We start from the raw sequence: 17,333 nt of genomic DNA on the forward strand, positions 1-17,333 counted from the left end.
CCCTAAAATACAAAAAATTAGGGAGACGGGCAAGTTCTGACTGAGCGAAGTTAGGACTTGCCCGATTTTTTTGCAGACACAAAAAAGGCCATCTCATTTTGAGACAGCCTCCTTTCGGGTTACTCCGAAAGCCTTGCCGCCGGGTTGCCTCTCCGAAGTCGGGCAACCTGTTCTAACCTTGTGGTGTTCTTGGTCTATTCCTTGTACTTTATGCCGTATAATCTTATCTTGTTGTACAGCGTGGTACGTCCGATGCCGAGCAATGCCGCAGCCAATTTGCGGTTGCCTTTCGCCTGTTCCAGCGCACGGATAATCTGTTTCTTTTCCATATCGTCCATTTCCAGTGAAGCGTCAGACGTCAGCGGCATTTCATCGAATTCCAACGTGTCCGCCGTGACCGTATCGCCCTCGGTATGCAGCACCGCCAAATGCACGACCCGTTTCAGCTCTCTCACGTTGCCGCCCCACGTATAGGCAAGCAGTCGTTTTCTTGCCTCCGCGTCAAAGCCTTTTACTTGCTTTTCAAATTCCTCGTTGGCAAGTTGTAGGAAGAACTCCGCAAGCGGTATGATGTCCTCCTTGCACTCGCGCAGCGGCGTTATGTGCAGGGTGTATTCTTTCAGCCGTTGGTAGAGGTCAGCCCGGAAACGCTTTTCAGTTATGGCAACCTGCAAATTTTCGTTGGTGGCGGCGATGATGCGCACATCAGCCCGCTTGTCCTTGCTGCCGCCCGTGGGTCTGTACATTTTGGATTCCAACGCACGGAGCAGCATCTGCTGCACTTCTATGGGCAGGTTGCCTATCTCGTCAAGGAACAACGTGCCTCCGGCGGCTTCCTCCCAGAAACCTTGTTTCTTGCTTTCGGCTCCCGTGAACGCCCCTTTCTCATGTCCGAACAGGGCGGAGGCGGCAAGCTCCTTTGAAAGCAGGCCGCAGTCCACCGCCACGAATGGCTTGCCTGCCCGTTTGCTCCTCGCGTGTATCTTCCCGGCAATGTGTTCCTTTCCTGTTCCGCTTTCGCCTAATATCAATACGTTCATGTTGGTCGGGGCGACCAGCCTTATCCTGCGGTCTATCTCACGGAAAGCCGCGCTCTGCCGCTCGTAAATCGGTGTGTCGTGCCGCTCCGTCCTTTTCTGCAAGGTTTTCAGGAGCGGGAAAAGGTTGGCTTCAATCAGCGGCTTCGGGATGTAATCTTCCGCGCCTGACTTCATCGACCGGACGGCCGTGGGCACTTCGTCGTAGTCGGTCATGACGATGTAGGGATTGTTCATGCCCTGTCTCCGCAGTTCTTCCAGCAGGGCGATGCCGTCTCCGTCGGGCAGGCGCAGGTCGGCAAGCACGATGTCGTCCTCCCGCACCTTGGAAAACAGTTTCCTTGCCCCGTTGCAGGTGGAGGTGCTGACGCTTTGGAATCCCTTGCTCTCCAGCAGTCCGCACACATAACCGGCGAATACGGGATTGTCCTCTATCACGATTATCCGTCCCATCGTTCCGCCTCCTTCCTCGCCAAATCTACAATCAGTTTGCCTTGTGCCAGTACGGCGTCAACGGCTGCCTTTACTTCGTTATCTGATATTTTTCCCTTGTGGATTGTGTCATACAATACCGCCAACGGCTGTTCCGCCTTTATCAGCATCCACGAGCTTCTGAGGTGGTGTATCCAGCTGTCCAACGCCTCCATGTCCCCGGCTTCCGCAGCCTTGCGCACTTCATCCATGTCGGATTGTGTCGTGGTCGCCAGCTTTTCCAACGTGCGCCGCTTGTCGCCGAAAGCGAGCAGGGGCGACAGGTCTATATTGCTTGTGCCCTTTGGCTTGATGCAGCGTTCCGTGACTGCAAGCAGTTCGTCTATGGAATAAGGCTTGTACAGCACGGCGGCAAATCCTTTTTCTGTCAGTTCCTTTTCTTCCACATAGCCTGCGGCGGTGGCTGCAACAACGGGTATAGTCTGCGAGTTGCCGATCTCCGACGTGCGCAGCAGTTCCAGCACCTCATAACCATTCACCTCCGGCATCTTCAGGTCGGTTACCAGCAGGTCGTAGTCCTTTGTGCGCATACGGTCCGTCAGTTCGTCCACGCTTTGGCAGGTGTCGCACTTTACGCCGCTTTGCCTGTACATTTCCTTCATCATGTCCAGCAGCATCCCGTTGTTGTCTATCGCCAGCACGGAGTATCCGGAAAGCGTGGAATGCTTAACAGTTGTCTTTTCGGTGGCCATTGTTTCCTCCGCTTTGGGCAGTGGCAGGCTTACGGTGAAGCGGCTTCCTTTGCCCGGTTTGCTTTTCACTGTGATGCTTCCATTCAGCAGTTTCACCGTGTCGCTGACGATGGCAAGCCCTAATCCGAAGCCGTCCTCCGTCACGGAGTTGCCCAGCCGCTCGAACGGGACGAATATCCGCAGTTGCTGTTCCTTTGTCATGCCCGTGCCTGTGTCTGACACTGACAAGGTAAATATGCCGCTGGTATATTCGGTTGTCAATGTGACACTTCCGTTTTTGGTAAATTTGATGGCGTTGGATAGCAGGTTGCTCCCGATACTCAGGATGCGGTTTTTGTCACCACCCACTATCTCGTCCGCATGGTTTTTCACTGTGAAGGCAAGATGTTTGCTTGCTGCTAATGGCCCGAACTCCGTTTCCAATGTTCCGGCAATGGAGCATAGTTTGAACGGCTTTATGACGGGTGTTTCCTTGCCGCGGTCCAGACGGAAATACACCAGCAGGCTGTTTATCATCCCTGCCATGCGCCCGGCGGCATCATGGATAGTCTGTGCGTGGCGGATGCGGCTGTCAGCCTCCGTGTCGTCCAGCAGCAGTTCGGCGTTGCCGCCGATGGCGGTCAGCGGGGTGCGCAGTTCGTGGGTGACGTTTTGGATGAGGTTGCGCCGCAACTTGATTAGCTTTTCATTTGCGTTATTGCTCTCCTGCAACTTTCTGATGAGTTGCTCACGCTGTTTCCGTTCGTGGTCGTTACGCCTGATTTCCCAGTGGATGGCAAGACCGGAGAGGAACAGCAGTACGATGGCGGCGGAGATGGTGGCGGTCAGCAGCCTGACGGACAGTGCCTGCGCCTCCGATATGTCCTGTTCTCGTGCGTCGAATGCGGCCTGTGCCTGCGTGTCGAGGTCGCGTATCAGCCGCCCCAGTTCCCTGTTCAGCGTCCGGTTGCGGATGCGCAGGCTGTCGGCGTATGCTTCCATCTCCGCCGCCTGTTTCCTTTGCAGGGCGGTCAGGCTGTCGCTGAAGGCGTGGAGTTCCCCGGCGGATGGCAGCACCTGTACGGTCTTCTTGCCGCCGAAGAAGCCTGCCAGCCCGCTTTTCTTCTTCCTCACGGTGCGGACACGTGTAGCCCGTCGGGCTACTTCGGGCAGGTGGTTCACCAGCAGGCTGTTTGCCTCGTCCTGCCGCTCCATCACCTCCATGATGTGCCGCAGATGGGTTTCCTTGTCCGTCAGGAGGGAGCGGAGCGTGTCTATCTGTGCCGGGCGCACGTATTCGCGGCAGAGCGGTTTCATGGCTTGCAGCAGGCTGTCGGTGCTCAGGAGCTGGGCATGGTAATGGCGGTAGTCCGTTTCGTCCCAGCCGACGACGCCCTCGCCCAACAGGGCAAGCCGGGTGATACAACGGTGGGCCTCACTTATGTCACGGCGCACCTGCCGGATGGTTTCCGTGCCGGCTTCTATCTCCCTGATGCGTTTGCGCTCATGCACCAAAATGGCGGCCATGCTGCCGATGACCGCCATCATGATAACGTAGCCTGCAAGAATTTTAAATTGTAACACTTAATAACAATCTGTAAATTTATGTAAATAGCTACACTTTGGCAAGAAGTTCATACGTAAGTTCTGTTACTGAAGAAACCAGCCTGTCAGCATGAACCGATGATAATTCTGCTTCTGAGCCATAGCCATAGAGAACACCAACACATTCCATTCCGATAGCATGGGCACCTGATACATCGAACTTGCGGTCACCCACCATTATGGCACTGTCCATATCGGTAATGTTTGCCAGCTGACATAAATAACGCATTACTTCGACCTTACTTTCCCGTGAACGATCGAAAGAAGCTCCTCCAATATAATCGAAAAAAACGGATAATCCAAAATGTTCCAATATCCGTACGGCGAATTCCGTGGGCTTGGAGGTTGCCACATAAAGATGCTTGCCTACTCCACGTAGTGTCTGTAGCATCTCTGGGACACCAGGATAGACAGTATTCTCAAGCCAACCTTTATTGGAAAAATATTCACGGTAATAGCTTACCGCCTCGTCCGCCTGTGCATCGGAGAAATGATAAAATTCTCTGAACGAATAGGTCAATGGCGGTCCAATGAACGGGGTTAACTTATGCAAATCGTTTTCAACGATGCCATAGCGAGATAAGGCATATTGCACACTGTGGACTATACCTTTGAATGAGTCGGTCAGCGTGCCGTCCAAGTCAAATAGGATATGATGTTTGGAGCTCATATCTTACTTTCCTTAAATGTAAAACTGACCAGCAAGGACAAGGCAATGAAAGTCAGTCCCGCTATGGCTGTTCCCGTCCATTGAAAATGCTCCCAGCAGATGCCGGCTACAAACGTTCCCACAGAACCGCCAAGAAAATAAATGGTCATGTAAAGCGTGTTTACACGGTTGATGGCTTCAGCGTCAAGCGTTACTACACTGGTTTGATTGGCAAGATGAATGCTCTGCATTCCCGCATCAATCAGAAGAATGGCAATGATAATGCCTGCGTAGCTGTCGCCGCCCCACCATGCTGTCAGCCAAGCCACCAGCATAACGGCTCCACCCATGAGAGAAAAACGTCTGGCTCCATAAACAGAAATATATTTACTGATGAATACCACAGTAGCAGCTCCTGCCAATCCGCAAAATCCCAATGCCCCTATGATATCATCTCCGGCAAAAAAAGGAGCTTGCTTCATCTTGAAGGCAAGGCAACTCCATAAGGCAAAGAAAGCGCCATAAGCCAATGCCGCCCGAGCGGAAGCAATGCGCAGGTATGGATATTTCCGCAGAATATGCCATAGCGACTTCATCAGCCTTCCGTATGTTTCTTTTGCCTGTGCGGGCAATGCGGGAAGCACTTTGTACATCATCAACCAGCAATACGTCATCAGTCCGGCTGCTATGAAATACACCATGCGCCACCCCCAGGCATTGGCAATCAGTCCACTCAGTATCCGTGAGCCCAAAATTCCCACCAACAGACAGGACTGCATGATGCCTACATTGCGCGTCTTATGGCTTGGGGCTGAATGATAAGACACAAGCGGTATGAAGAACTGAGGCATGACAGACGTCGCTCCGGTTATCAGCGATGCCACCCATACGATACGGATGTCCTGTGCCGTACCAATCGCCAGCAGAGAGCAGGCTGCAAGAACGTAGTTGGTTAATATCAACTTACGGCGTGAAAGCAGGTCTCCCAATGGAATGACAAACAGCAGACCAAGCATATAGCCGACTTGCGTTAAGGTCGCTACCGCATTGGCGGATAAATCATTTATTTTAAAATCTGTGGCTATACTGCCCAACAAGGGCTGGTTATAGTAACAGTTGGCGACTGATAATCCGGTTGCAATGGAAAGCATGACCAGCAATGAAGCCGGAATACCCTGGTTGGCTTTCAATTCATATTTCATGTATTCCCCTTTCAGTAAGAAACAATCTTCAAACCTATCAAAGACGCTATCAGCGTGAACAAGAAGAAAAGCCGTATCGGTGTGGCCGGCTCCTTAAAGACAAAAATGCCTATCAGGACCGTACCTACCGCCCCGATACCCGTCCAAATGGCATAAGCTGTGCCTAACGGCAACGTTTGTACGGCCTTGGCAAGCAGTGTCATGCTTAATATTGTGGAGACAAGAAAACCTCCGCCCCAAAGATAGAACTCAAAACCGGATGCGGTCCGAGTCTTCCCCAAACAAAAAGTCAGGCTTACTTCAAAGAGTCCGGCCAATAATAAGATAATCCAATTCATAAAAAATCGCCTTAAGTAAATCGTGTGACATTTTTATCTAATTATACGGTAATACCCTTCTTTTCGTGTGACGGCAGGCGCTGGTTTGCCATCAGGATAGCCCAACGCCAAAGCACCGATGCCCATCAGTCCGTCAGGCAGCTCCCATGACCTTATCATCTCTTTCCCTTCATCCGTGATGAACATTTCTTTCTCTCTATGAATCCAACAGCTTCCCAAGTTCAAGGCATGAGCTGCAAGCATCATATTTTCAAGCACACAAGTTCCATCCTCGATAGCAGTATGAGCATTTGAGGGAGCAAAAACCAATACATAAGTGGGAGCATCGTAAAAAGGATTTGATTTGGATCCAATTACTGCCGCATTCATTGCAGCCAGTTTTTTGCGCTGCTCTTTATTCTGCACAGCTACGATAAACGCACTTTGGTGCCCTCCTGCTGAAGGTGCGTAAGTTCCTGCTTCAAGTACGGCATCCAATTCCACGCGAGAAATTTGTCTGTCCTGAAATTTACGACAACTGCGTCGCGTCTTAATAATCTCCAAAAAATCATGTTCCATATTATTCCGTGTTAAAGTTTGATGCAAAAGTAGGTACATCTTACACTAAACCTTTTTACATTTGGCAAAAAATGATTTCGCATTTGACAAAAAGAGACATGCTTCCTGATTTATGACGCATCTTTTTGTTACCTTCGCAGGGTGATAAGTGTTGATGGAGTATGAAACTGGAACAGATTTTAAGTTTAAGATACCCTCTGCCTGAAAAGTCTTTAGACAAATTGCATCGTTGTATGTCAGAGATTACATTGCCTAAAGGATTTCATATATTGGAAATAAACAAGGTAGAGAAAGATATATTTTTCATTAAACAGGGTATTGTCAAGGCTTTTACTTATGTTGACGGAAAAGAAATTACGTTTTGGATAGGCAAGGAAGGTGCTACCATTGTTTCTATGAAAGGATATGTAAACGACGAGGCTGGATATGAGACAATGGAACTGATGGAGGATTCTGTTCTGTATGTCTTGAAGAGGAAGAAATTGCAGGAATTGTTTTTGGAAGATTTGCATATTGCTAATTGGGGACGACGGTATGCGGAAATGGAACTTTTGGAGACTGAACAACGATTAATCTCCATGCTCTCAGCTATCGCCTCAGAGCGTTACAGGCAACTGGTTGAGATGGATCCGGAACTCTTGCAACGGCTGCCATTGGGCAGCATAGCCTCGTATCTTGGCATTACGCAGACAAGTTTAAGCAGGATAAGGTCACGAATGAAATAGCTTTATTTACAATTTAGCTTTTGCAACCATTTTGCAGTGTCACTTCATATAATAACGCCACAGGCTTCCATATCGGTGCCAAATGCTTCCACGCATGCACAAGGTGATTGGCTTTTGCCAACCTTGTCTTTACTTTGCGTTGCCATGCAAAACGATATTCCCAGAGTATGAAAGATTGGGACAGCAGAATGCCACAAGCTGCCACCTAATCGCATATCCATCTCATTACGGAGAATACCGATTTACTTTGCAGGCAAAAACCAAGTATCAACATTAAAAGCAGTATCGACAATGGAAATTTTGATTATTCAGAAAGAGGCATTCGAGGAAATGGCGGCGAAGTTCAGCCGTTTCGCGGAACGTGTGGATGCCCTCCTTGCCAAGCAGGGCGGCAAGTCATTAAACCGCTGGATGGACAACCAGGAAGTCTGCCAGCAGTTGAACATCAGTCCGCGCACGTTGCAGACGCTACGCGACAACGGCACGCTGGCCTATTCGCAGATTAACCACAAGGTGTTTTACAAGCCGGAGGATGTGCTGAGCATCGTAAAACTAATTGAGGGCAAACGGACGGTCAGAACCGTCTGATTATTATTGTCTTACCACTAAATCCAACGTGACAATGAGTGAAATGATAACCAAGAACCATGCGCTGGTCGCCCAATTCGGCGACACGCTTGACCGTCTTCTGGACGGCATCGAGAACTTTGTGGCAAACAGCCGTCCGACATTGGGCGGCGAACGCTTCCTGACGGACAGGGAGGTTTCGGAACGGCTGAAAGTGAGCCGCCGTACCTTGCAGGACTACCGAAACAACGGGGTGGTGTCCTATTACCAGCTGGGCGGCAAAATCCTGTACAAAGAATCGGACATTGAGAGGATGCTTGCCGCCAATTACCGGGAGGCGTTCAGGCGTGTCGGTACATAATCTGCCATCCTATAATAAGAAGAAGCCGACAACGGAGGATTTATTTTCCCTGCCCGTTGTCGGCTCTTTTCTTTTCACCTTTTCTAATTGTTCACTCTCCGGCCATTATATGGGGAGAGCGAAAAGAAAATGTTGACAGGCTGTCTGTTGTTCATGGTCAGCCTGCCCATGACAAACCGCCTGAAAGCCATACATTCCTTAGTCCGCAGTCGGAAGGCGATGGTAATCACCATTTCAAGGCTGTACACATCGTAGCTTATCCCGTTGTCTTGCCTGATGTAGCGCATGGTATCGCTTTCAAACAGTTCCATATTCTTGTAGATGGCATGTACAGCCCTGCGGATGTCGCATCCGAATACATTGAACGCATCGGACATTTCCTGTTGTGTCATCCAGACGGGAACAGTCGGCATCGTGACCGTTCCGTTTTCAGTGATTGTGATAATTCCACGTTCCATTGTCATTCCTCCTTATCCGTTAAGATGTCCTTTGTTTTCTTTTCCCTTGACGCACCTGTTCCGTAGGCACGTCTGAAAGCCATCAGATTGTCCATGTCCTTTGAAATCTTCTTGTCCGTTACTTCCGCATACCGTTGGGTGGTTTTTATGCCGGAGTGCCCCATCATCTTGGCGATGCTCTCTATTGGTATTCCCTCCGAAATCAAAAAAGTTCCGAAGGAGTGCCTGCTTTGATGGTAGGACAAGTTTTCCTTCCGCCCTATCGCCACGCCCAGTTCGTGTATCTCGAACCACATCTCGTCACGGCTTGGAAGCGGGAACACGGGCCTGGTGTCGTCCGTGGTGTTGTAGAGGTCGAGTATCTGTTCCGCTATCGGGTGCAAGGGGATGAACGCCTCCACGTTGGTCTTCTTCCGGTTGATGCGGATGTAACGCCTGCCGTCCGCCGTCCTGCCGATATGGTGCGGATGGAGCAACATGATGTCCACATACGCCAGACCGGTGAACGTCGAAAACAGGAATGCCCTCCGGCCCAGTTCCTGCAAGGGGTCAAGCATGGGTGTTTCGAGGATGGTTTTCAATTCCGCACGGCTGATGTGCCTGTGCTTCGGTGCGGGCTTCTTCTCGTATTCCATGTCCTCCAACGGGTTGGCACGGAGTATCTCATAGTCCACGGCAAGGTACACCAGTTTGCTCAGCCAGCAGAGGCACTTGTTGATTTGCTGTGCGCTGAAATTCTTGTTGCGCTTCATGAACGCCTTGTAGGAACTGCCGAAGTCCTCCGTGATGTCGGTGAACTCGATGTCCTCCTTGCCCAACGAGGTGAGGTATTCTTTCAGGTATTTCTGGTAATACCCCGAATGGCGGTATGTGGACGTGGAGTTTATCTCCTTTGAACGGGCAAGCAGCCGTTCACGTTCCCTTTCGCCCATCTGTAACAGCTTGGTGGGGATAACTGCTCTTTTCGCCAATGTGTTTTTCAGCAGTTCGGCGCTCACCACGTTCTGTTTCTTCAACGAGTCCTCATAGGCAAGCTCAACGGATTTGCGGAACTCCTGCAAGCGGTTGTTCTCTCTGACGGTGCGGATTACGCCCGTCTTGTTGTTCCAGTCCTCCGGCCTGCAATAGATGCCCGTTGCCATCGTGGAACTCTTGCCGTCTATGGTGATGCGGCACAGGACGGCGGTCGTGCCGTCAGCTTTCACTTTGCTTCGGTTGATATACGGTAATATGGAAAATGTACTGCGCATAGATGTATTGTTTTTAAATTGCTGATTTTAATTGGTTACAAAACAAGTTTCAAGTCTTTGGTCGCTTCGATGTATTTGTCCATGTCCTCAAATAGCTTCTTCGGGGTGACACGGGCATAGACCTGCGTGGTCTGGATGTCGGAATGGCCCAGCATCCGGCTGATGGTTTCAATCGGCACTCCGGCCTCCAGCGTAATCAGCGAGGCGAACGAGTGACGTGCCTGATGATAGCACAAGGTACTGCTCACCCCTGCAAGAACGGCGAGCGATTTCATGTGTCGGCGGAGGTTTGGATGGTATATTATCGGGAACAGCGTCGGGCGGTTGTCGTCATGGTATTTCTCTATCAGGGCGAGTGCTTCGGGCAGCAACTTCACGCTTGCCCGAAGCTCGTTCTTCTTGCGGCGATATTTCAGCCAGAGGCTCCCATCGTCGTCCGTGTAGAGGTTCTCACGGGTGACGCTCACCACATCCGCATAGGCGGTTCCCGTATAGCAGGCAAACAGGAAAAGGTCGCGGACGAGTATGTGTGTGGTGCGCCATGCGGGTATCTCCACATCACGGATTTTCTCGAAGTCCTCGCGGCTCAACGCCCTCGGTGTCCGCTCTGTCTTTTGAGGCAGAGTGAAATTGGCAAAATGGCATCTTTCCGCATATCCCTCCTTATAGGCTATGCGGCATACTTTTTTCAAGATGGCGAGGTAATGGCGCACCGTGTCCACTGCCAAGCCTTTCACGTCCATCACATAGTTCTGGTAATCGTGGATGAACTGTTCGGTAAGCTGCCCGAAAGCGATGTCCTTCGTCTTTAACTGCCACGGGATGAACTCGCCCAACGTCTTTCTCATGTAGTAATAGCCGGGATAAGTGCCTTTGGCACGGTCTATCCCGATACGAGCCTTCAAGTCCTCGCAGATGCGGTCGGTCATCCGAAGCAGCGTCATCTGCGTTTCAATGCTGCCTTGGAACAAGTCCTTGACCGCCGTCGCGTCAAAGTCCCGCTCGCGCTCCACCAGCGTGTCGAACGCCGCATTGACCGCAAGCAGCAGCTTGTCCAGTTTTGCGTTGGTTTCCACCGCCTCGCGGCTCTTGCCGTCCAGACGGCTTTCTCGCGCGTTCCACAAATCCGGCCTGCACGACAGCTTGCATCCGAACTGCGCCATCGTACGGTTCACTGTGATACGACCCATTATCGGGGCTTTGCCCGACTTGTCCGTTCCGCTCTTTTTCAGGTAGAGCAGCACCTTGAATTTTTCTACTTTCATACGCTTACTGTTTTTGTTGCAAAATTAACTTATGAGTAAGCGTCCATTGATTTGCAGAACGGTGCGTATCAGCGCAATCGGCACGGGCGTACAACAATTTCATTTTCCGTGCGTTACCTGTCCTTGCTTCGGTAACTGACAGCTAACGGCTTGGTAACTGAAATGGTGCAATATTCCGCACTCCGTTGCGTTTCCGACATTTGGCAGAATAATGAAAAACCGCTCATTTCAAACGGGTTACGTTTTGTCGTCACTTGTTTGCTGACGGGTGCTTTGTGGGTGCTGTTCCACTGCTTCCGGCATACTTTTGCAACCCTCCAGATTGCAGCAGGAACGGACATCTACACAGTAAGCAAAATGCTTACTCACCGTAATGTCTCGACAACTCAGATTTATGCGGAGCTTGTCAGTGAGAAGAAACGGGAATCCGCCAACAAAATCTCATTAAAGTAATATTTCATAACAAACATCTTAATTTCATAATTAAAAGCCGAGAACACTGCATTTAATTACAAATTTCTACTCATTTTTTAGGATGATATTTACAGTTGTTATGCTTTTATTTTCATGTTCGGTTTATTTGGCGAATTTGAGAGGGTAATCCCAAAGCCATATGATATGGTTCAAAGGGTACCCTCTTGATATAGCTTACTAGCAATTCTTGATTGGAAACTACTGGCAACGTATAATTGACTTGTGTATTATACTAACTCAATATTAAAAAGTTGTACATCGGGCAAGTTTTACGCTAACTAAAAAAGAACAAGCCATAATCATTACATACAAAAAGGGGGAATATATGTGCTTTGGCCTGAAGTGGTGATTTGCCACCAATAGCATTCTGATGCCCCATGTATTTACAATGATTATAACAGCATCTTACATTACTAACTAATACCAGAATAAAAATACTTAAGAATAAACTTTTCAAATTGGTGAATATCTTGTATACTTTCTGTCAATTTGTCGTAGCCAATTTTCTTAAATTCCTCTATTATATCAGAAACCTCCATCTCATCGTTTTCAAGATCTATTAAACCTGAATTTTGAATTTTTCTACTTAAAGTTCTAGGCAGTCCATACTCCTCTAATTGATATACAAGCTTAGGAAGGAAAGCATTTGCTGCTTTAGCGAGAAACAAAGATATATCAGGAGTATCTGGATAGATTAATCTTTTAAGTATGCTAATAACATTCAGAATAGAACAAAGATTGAATGACATATAACGTTCTGCATGAAATAAATCTTCCTGACTAAATTCATAACCATCTTTCACTAACTCTCCATGTATTTCAGCCATAGATTTTTGCCAGTTTTGAGGAAATTTCCATATAGCAATTTTCATCAATCCTTTCATATTATCTCCAAGCATATCTGCTACATCAGAAATAGGATTACGCCAATAGTATGAATTCGTAGATGCCAATGATTCAAATCCATTAGGCCAATTGCGATTTTCTTTAATTTTGCCAACTAAAAAACGCAGTTGACTCGGCTTACATAACTTTATCAATGAATTATTCCTTATCTTATTGAAAACATCTTTACCAAGTGTTTCTGACATATATGATTCATATTCTTTTATCTGATTATTTTGTTCATCATTAATTTCCACTCCAGGATTTTCAGAATCAAGCATTTCTACTACATCTTCTGGGAATTCAATATCTAAAATAGTATTCTCTTGAGCTGGAGGTTCTTCTAGCAAATATACTTTACCTACAAAGTATTTCAACATACGGCCTGCTCTGCCTATGATATTACGATATGTAAAATAGTCAAATTTGCGATTACCATTTTTATTTGACCACACTACAACTTGTTCTGCTTGGGTATTAACACCCTCTATTATAGAAGAAGTTGAAACTATAGTGTCAATGCCATTTCTAAGTTCAAACAGTTTTACTTGAATCTGGCTCAATGACCTATGCATTCTACCATTATGAACACCAACACCAATTCTACTCAAATTGCACAAAGAAAAAGATTCGCCATAATTTATTCTAAGCCAATCGTAAAAGTTGTTCAATAAATCATTTTCTTTGTTTGGCATATTGTTGGTGAGCAGTTTAGAAATAGTATTTATATTATCATAGCTTCCTGCATATACTAAAGTTTTAGTTTTATGTTTTCTTAAAATGTCTAGCAATTTTGTTGCTTTAAAGTCGTTTTTGTTTTCATCAATCCCCATCTTCTCATAGACTTTGCTAGCCATAGTTATTACAGTTTTAAAATCTGTAAAACGCATAAACTGCATACCCTTAGTGAACACATTTTCTTTGATATTATGGATATTAGGAGCGAGATAATACTTTTGTTTCGCTATCTTGCCAAGTTCAATCATTGCGCTTAGTAGAGAAGTGCTACGCGAATCATCAAATGAAGAACTTGCCTTGTAAAATTCATCCACAATGAGCATATCAATACTTTCAAACTTACCTACATATGCAAAACTACGCTCCTGTGGTAGTATTAATATATTACGTTCTCTAAGGGTCGCGTCAGTGGTAGTAATAATTTTATACATTCCTGAAAACTTATGCTCAATCCTTCTACGAGTTTCATCTGCTAAAGCTATTGTAGGGACAATAATAACCACATTATCAGGCTTACGAATAGAAATAAAAGCATCAATGATGAAACTTTTACCAAAACTAGTAGGAGCACTAAGTGCAATATTATCACCTGCCAACAATCGTTTTAAAACTCTCGACTGAGCACTGTGAAGCGTCTTTTGTTCGCCACCGCCAAGATCTGTTTTATAAGCCTCAAATACAGCTTGTTCTTGCCATGATGCTGTATTTTTATCAATATAAGGGAACAGACCAACTTCTCTTATAAAATGGTTGACCATAGGAGAGTATTCTTTGCCTTCACGATTCAGTCTATCAAGCAATTTTATTACCTCTGTACGAGCTGTATCCATTTGACTGTTTAGGATCAGTTCGTTGATATTATAACAGATATCAAAAACTTCACTTTCAAGCATCTTGTTTTATTTGATTAGCGCGTTTAACAAACCAGTTTACAATATTCTCTTTATTAGGCACAGGAAACAGTATGAGATGAAACATTATTTTTTCAAAACCATATACACCTTCTTTCTTCTGCTTATTATTATGCGACATAAAAAATCTCTCAGCTCTATTTAGATGATAATGTTTTATTTCTTCAAGATATTCAGGTGATAATTCTCTAGCTCCTTTAGTTATACTACATTCATGTAACAACATAATAGGAACATGTAGCCTTTTTTTTACCTCGTCTATCGATACATCATGACGAAGTACTTCTTTTACTTTTTTTCTTATGTCTGGGTTATTAATTACATACTCTAAATCCTTAATATTTGTTATTATTGAGTTTTCCTTCTTTATCTTTTCCGTGCCGAGCGCTTCAAACACTGAATTGATAGGGTCATATAACCTTTCATCTATGATATCATTAAAGAATTTGGCTTCACCAAGCCACAACGTAAAATCCATTTTATCTTCATCAATAACAATATGTACGCTATCGGCTCCTTTTGCGTTATCATTAGAATTTTGCTTATAGAATATTTTAGGTACCACAGGTAATGCATTGTAATGATAGCGCATTATCCCATAGAGTACTATTTCGGCAATTTCACTGCCTTGGCCATTCTCACAATCAACCAATCTGAGATTCATTATTGAGCGAGTTATCTGCGTGTATGGATCAATTGTACAAATATTTTCTCTTTCATCTGCAGATAAACCTGTTTGTGCTATATTGTTCATGACAAACTGGCGAAAAAGATCTTCACGCCACTTCCCATCTTCAAAGCCATTAACCACAGACAGCAAAAAATCATTTTTGTCAAAGTCAGACTTCTTTGACCTTGATTCGATATCTGCCAGGCAGGTATTTACAACTATATCGAAGTTCTTTATTTTATCCATAAATTACATTTTAATGGTCTTGATTTTTATCTAAACTACCTTAATAGAATAATCTACAAAATTAACAATAATTCATCAAACATTTCATTTCCAACGAAAAACAAATTTATGTTTGGGATTCAGAATAACATTTTAATTATAAAATGGATATAAAATCCTGGTTAGGTTAGAACATATTTTCAGACATATCTCCTTCTCGTACGCTCTCTCTAAAATTTATACTTAGTTTTCTATCGATACTATCACTTAGAATTTAGAAGAGTATATTTGATGATGCTTGAATGGCTAATAATGGCATATACAAGATAATTGATATTTTACTCAATATCTACTGAACTATGAACAGATCCGTCATCCTAATATCAGCGTTTCGAGAAATTCGGAAGCTGGCTATTTTTCAACTTTCCCTGCATTACTGAAATTAGCTTATCAAGAGAAGATGCTACGTGAAAATCTGAATGACTTCATAGACAAGATTGAATGGAAAGAAGTCAAAAAGCAGTATCTTACATTAGCGGAGGTCAAAAAACTGGCCGCTACACCATGCAAAATTCCTGTACTGAAACAAGCTTCATTATTCTCCTGTATGACTGGTCTTCGCATCAGCGGTATTTTAAACTTACATGGGATAATATCAAAGTTGGTCCCGACAATGGCTATTACATCAGAATTTGCACAGAAAAGACAGAGACGGAAGCTACTCTCCCCATCAGTAACGAAGAATTGGAACTATGTGGTATTCCTGGTTCAGGCCGCGTATTTAAAGGACTGACCAGAGCTATGACGAATCAGCCTCTCAAGCAATGGATTTCGGAAGCCGGAATCAAAAAACACATAACTTTCCACTGCTTCCGTCACTCGTATGCCGTCATACAAATCTCTTTAGGCACAGATATTTATACAGTATCGAAAATGCTAATGTATCGACAACACAAATTTATGCTGATTTGGTCAATTCCAAGAAGCGAGAGACGGCTAATAAGATTTCATTGAAATAATATAGCTTTTATCTTATCTATAACCTGTTTTATCATAATATAGAGTTTGCATAATCTGGCAGAATCAGTATCTTTGAAGAAAATTGAGTCTTTAAATGAATAACTACAGCTATGATAAAAATATATGGAATGGAAACTTGTCCAGATTGTACGTATGTAGAAGAGCAAGTAAAAGATAATAACCAATATGAAGTCATTGATATTGGTCAACACGTAAGAGATTTGAAAGCATTCTTGAGACTAAGAGATCATCATCCGGCCTTAAATGAAGCCAAAAGTGTTGGAGCCGTTGGAATTCCTTGCTTTGTATTGGAAGACGGTACGGTTACTTTGAATCCAGAAGATGCCGGATTACGTTCACGTCCTATCAACGAAGGAGCAACATGTAATATTGACGGAAGCGGTTGTTGATTATGGCACAGAAAATTCTTTTCCTTCATGGTTTCTTTGCATCAGGTACATGTATCCCAGTTCTTGCCTTGAAAGAATATTTCAGCGGTAAGGCAACAGTCTTGAGTCCAGACTTACCCCTGCATCCACAGGAAGCTATCGACTTTATCCAAAGATTGTGCAACCAAGAAAAACCTGATATATTGGTAGGAAACAGTAATGGCTCGTTTTTGGCACAGATAGTAGCATCTAAAAACAATATCCCTGCTTTACTCGGAAATCCCCATTTCGAAATGACAAGCTTCCTGATGGAACGTATTGGTTCGCATGAATACAAATCTCCACGAGCTAACGGAAACCAGCAGCTTGTCATTAACCAAACATTGATTGATGAATTTGCAGAACTTCAACAGCATCAATGGGACAATTGTCAGGTAGCTAACCAAGAAAATATATGGGGGATATTTGGTGAGAATGACCATCTGGCACACTTTGAGCCTTTATTTTTAATGCATTATAAATATTCATACCACTTTCCTGGCGGTCATACTCCAACAGCTGAAGAAGTACAAAAGTATTATGCGCCATTAGCGGAACGATTATTGGAATTATAGCATAACTTATCATATAATATAGAAAGAATACCACTTTTGTTTATTATATGATAAGTTATAAATTCATGTCTTACATTCAATCCCATAAATTAATCCGCCCCTATTCCATCTGAACACTTCTTACTTTCCAATAATAATCAAACTATTTATGACAATTAGTGACGTTTGATGAAGTCTGATGTCACTCTTGTCATTTTCTGATAATACATAATCAGTAAACATTACCTTT

General features: G+C 45.2%; 16 protein-coding genes and 2 pseudogenes. 7 read left to right on the forward strand and 11 right to left on the reverse strand.

Going from position 1 to position 17,333, the window contains the following annotated elements:
• Window positions 1–194 precede the first annotated feature (194 nt).
• The 6 genes from MUN53_RS13540 to MUN53_RS13565 form a co-directional block, all read right to left on the reverse strand.
• Window positions 195–1,490: a sigma-54-dependent transcriptional regulator gene (locus tag MUN53_RS13540; RefSeq protein ID WP_204479895.1), complete on the reverse strand. Its 1,296-nt coding sequence runs from the start codon at window positions 1,488–1,490 to the stop codon at window positions 195–197.
• Window positions 1,478–3,748, reverse strand: coding sequence for a hybrid sensor histidine kinase/response regulator (locus tag MUN53_RS13545; RefSeq protein ID WP_243326030.1), 2,271 nt, complete (start codon window positions 3,746–3,748; stop codon window positions 1,478–1,480). The genes MUN53_RS13540 and MUN53_RS13545 overlap by 13 nt, the downstream gene beginning before the upstream one ends.
• A 67-nt stretch (window positions 3,749–3,815) precedes the next feature.
• Window positions 3,816–4,475, reverse strand: a complete 660-nt coding sequence (locus MUN53_RS13550) for an HAD family hydrolase (RefSeq protein ID WP_243326031.1) — start codon at window positions 4,473–4,475, stop codon at window positions 3,816–3,818.
• Window positions 4,472–5,656: an MFS transporter gene (locus MUN53_RS13555; protein WP_071150137.1), complete on the reverse strand. Its 1,185-nt coding sequence runs from the start codon at window positions 5,654–5,656 to the stop codon at window positions 4,472–4,474. The genes MUN53_RS13550 and MUN53_RS13555 overlap by 4 nt, the downstream gene beginning before the upstream one ends.
• A gap of 11 nt (window positions 5,657–5,667) precedes the next feature.
• Entirely contained in the window at window positions 5,668–5,994 is a 327-nt protein-coding gene (locus MUN53_RS13560) for a DMT family transporter (RefSeq protein WP_071150136.1), read from the reverse strand.
• Between the two features lie 33 nt (window positions 5,995–6,027).
• A complete protein-coding gene (locus MUN53_RS13565; RefSeq protein ID WP_243326033.1) occupies window positions 6,028–6,552 on the reverse strand; it encodes a nitroreductase family protein in 525 nt (174 codons plus the stop codon).
• Window positions 6,553–6,713: 161 nt separating this feature from the next.
• On the opposite strand from MUN53_RS13565, the gene MUN53_RS13570 reads away from it, so the two are divergent.
• From MUN53_RS13570 to MUN53_RS13580, 3 genes are all read left to right on the forward strand, one after another.
• Window positions 6,714–7,277 carry a Crp/Fnr family transcriptional regulator gene (locus MUN53_RS13570; protein WP_243326035.1) on the forward strand — a complete coding sequence of 188 codons (564 nt, stop codon included), beginning with the start codon at window positions 6,714–6,716 and terminating at the stop codon, window positions 7,275–7,277.
• 291 nt (window positions 7,278–7,568) lie between these two features.
• A complete protein-coding gene (locus MUN53_RS13575; protein WP_195579862.1) occupies window positions 7,569–7,865 on the forward strand; it encodes a helix-turn-helix domain-containing protein in 297 nt (98 codons plus the stop codon).
• A 34-nt stretch (window positions 7,866–7,899) separates the two neighbouring features.
• Window positions 7,900–8,205 (forward strand): helix-turn-helix domain-containing protein, encoded by a 306-nt coding sequence (locus MUN53_RS13580; protein WP_068855419.1) that lies wholly within the window; start codon window positions 7,900–7,902, stop codon window positions 8,203–8,205.
• 83 nt (window positions 8,206–8,288) lie between these two features.
• Here MUN53_RS13580 and MUN53_RS13585 read toward each other — a convergent pair whose 3' ends face one another.
• From MUN53_RS13585 to MUN53_RS13595, 3 genes are read right to left on the reverse strand one after another with little or no spacing between them, the layout of a single operon-like run.
• A complete protein-coding gene (locus MUN53_RS13585) occupies window positions 8,289–8,663 on the reverse strand; it encodes a transporter (protein WP_229104341.1) in 375 nt (124 codons plus the stop codon).
• A gap of 2 nt (window positions 8,664–8,665) precedes the next feature.
• On the reverse strand, window positions 8,666–9,913 hold the full coding sequence (locus MUN53_RS13590; protein WP_243326037.1) for a site-specific integrase: 1,248 nt from the start codon (window positions 9,911–9,913) through the stop codon (window positions 8,666–8,668).
• A 35-nt stretch (window positions 9,914–9,948) separates the two neighbouring features.
• Window positions 9,949–11,178, reverse strand: coding sequence for a site-specific integrase (locus MUN53_RS13595; protein ID WP_243326039.1), 1,230 nt, complete (start codon window positions 11,176–11,178; stop codon window positions 9,949–9,951).
• A 279-nt stretch (window positions 11,179–11,457) separates the two neighbouring features.
• Here MUN53_RS13595 and MUN53_RS13600 point away from each other — a divergent pair.
• Window positions 11,458–11,631 (forward strand): annotated as a pseudogene (locus tag MUN53_RS13600) (tyrosine-type recombinase/integrase); the annotation flags it as partial.
• A gap of 434 nt (window positions 11,632–12,065) precedes the next feature.
• Here MUN53_RS13600 and MUN53_RS13605 read toward each other — a convergent pair.
• Window positions 12,066–14,168 carry a DEAD/DEAH box helicase gene (locus MUN53_RS13605; RefSeq protein ID WP_117816604.1) on the reverse strand — a complete coding sequence of 701 codons (2,103 nt, stop codon included), beginning with the start codon at window positions 14,166–14,168 and terminating at the stop codon, window positions 12,066–12,068.
• Entirely contained in the window at window positions 14,161–15,102 is a 942-nt protein-coding gene (locus tag MUN53_RS13610) for a HamA C-terminal domain-containing protein (RefSeq protein WP_032944713.1), read from the reverse strand. Before MUN53_RS13610 ends, MUN53_RS13605 begins: the two co-directional genes overlap by 8 nt.
• 316 nt (window positions 15,103–15,418) lie before the next feature.
• Between MUN53_RS13610 and MUN53_RS13615 the strand changes: the two are divergent.
• The 3 genes and pseudogenes from MUN53_RS13615 to MUN53_RS13625 all read left to right on the forward strand — a co-directional run.
• A pseudogene (locus MUN53_RS13615) lies at window positions 15,419–16,100 on the forward strand (site-specific integrase); the annotation flags it as partial.
• A 111-nt stretch (window positions 16,101–16,211) separates the two neighbouring features.
• Entirely contained in the window at window positions 16,212–16,511 is a 300-nt protein-coding gene (locus tag MUN53_RS13620; protein ID WP_032944712.1) for a glutaredoxin, read from the forward strand.
• 2 nt (window positions 16,512–16,513) lie between these two features.
• Entirely contained in the window at window positions 16,514–17,104 is a 591-nt protein-coding gene (locus MUN53_RS13625; protein WP_032944709.1) for a YqiA/YcfP family alpha/beta fold hydrolase, read from the forward strand.
• Window positions 17,105–17,333 lie beyond the last annotated feature (229 nt).

The sequence above is a fragment of the Parabacteroides faecalis genome, assembly GCF_022809355.1.
Lineage (GTDB): Bacteria > Bacteroidota > Bacteroidia > Bacteroidales > Tannerellaceae > Parabacteroides > Parabacteroides faecalis.

Coding starts and splice junctions, on each gene's coding strand:
- MUN53_RS13570 (WP_243326035.1), top strand. CDS start 6,714: ATGAAACTGGAACAGATTTTAAGTTTAAGATACCCTCTGCCTGAAAAG.
- MUN53_RS13585 (WP_229104341.1), bottom strand. CDS start 8,663: ATGGAACGTGGAATTATCACAATCACTGAAAACGGAACGGTCACGATG.
- MUN53_RS13565 (WP_243326033.1), bottom strand. CDS start 6,552: ATGGAACATGATTTTTTGGAGATTATTAAGACGCGACGCAGTTGTCGT.
- MUN53_RS13550 (WP_243326031.1), bottom strand. CDS start 4,475: ATGAGCTCCAAACATCATATCCTATTTGACTTGGACGGCACGCTGACC.
- MUN53_RS13590 (WP_243326037.1), bottom strand. CDS start 9,913: ATGCGCAGTACATTTTCCATATTACCGTATATCAACCGAAGCAAAGTG.
- MUN53_RS13545 (WP_243326030.1), bottom strand. CDS start 3,748: ATGATGGCGGTCATCGGCAGCATGGCCGCCATTTTGGTGCATGAGCGC.
- MUN53_RS13595 (WP_243326039.1), bottom strand. CDS start 11,178: ATGAAAGTAGAAAAATTCAAGGTGCTGCTCTACCTGAAAAAGAGCGGA.
- MUN53_RS13620 (WP_032944712.1), top strand. CDS start 16,212: ATGATAAAAATATATGGAATGGAAACTTGTCCAGATTGTACGTATGTA.
- MUN53_RS13605 (WP_117816604.1), bottom strand. CDS start 14,168: ATGCTTGAAAGTGAAGTTTTTGATATCTGTTATAATATCAACGAACTG.
- MUN53_RS13575 (WP_195579862.1), top strand. CDS start 7,569: ATGGAAATTTTGATTATTCAGAAAGAGGCATTCGAGGAAATGGCGGCG.
- MUN53_RS13580 (WP_068855419.1), top strand. CDS start 7,900: ATGAGTGAAATGATAACCAAGAACCATGCGCTGGTCGCCCAATTCGGC.
- MUN53_RS13625 (WP_032944709.1), top strand. CDS start 16,514: ATGGCACAGAAAATTCTTTTCCTTCATGGTTTCTTTGCATCAGGTACA.
- MUN53_RS13610 (WP_032944713.1), bottom strand. CDS start 15,102: ATGGATAAAATAAAGAACTTCGATATAGTTGTAAATACCTGCCTGGCA.
- MUN53_RS13560 (WP_071150136.1), bottom strand. CDS start 5,994: ATGAATTGGATTATCTTATTATTGGCCGGACTCTTTGAAGTAAGCCTG.
- MUN53_RS13555 (WP_071150137.1), bottom strand. CDS start 5,656: ATGAAATATGAATTGAAAGCCAACCAGGGTATTCCGGCTTCATTGCTG.
- MUN53_RS13540 (WP_204479895.1), bottom strand. CDS start 1,490: ATGGGACGGATAATCGTGATAGAGGACAATCCCGTATTCGCCGGTTAT.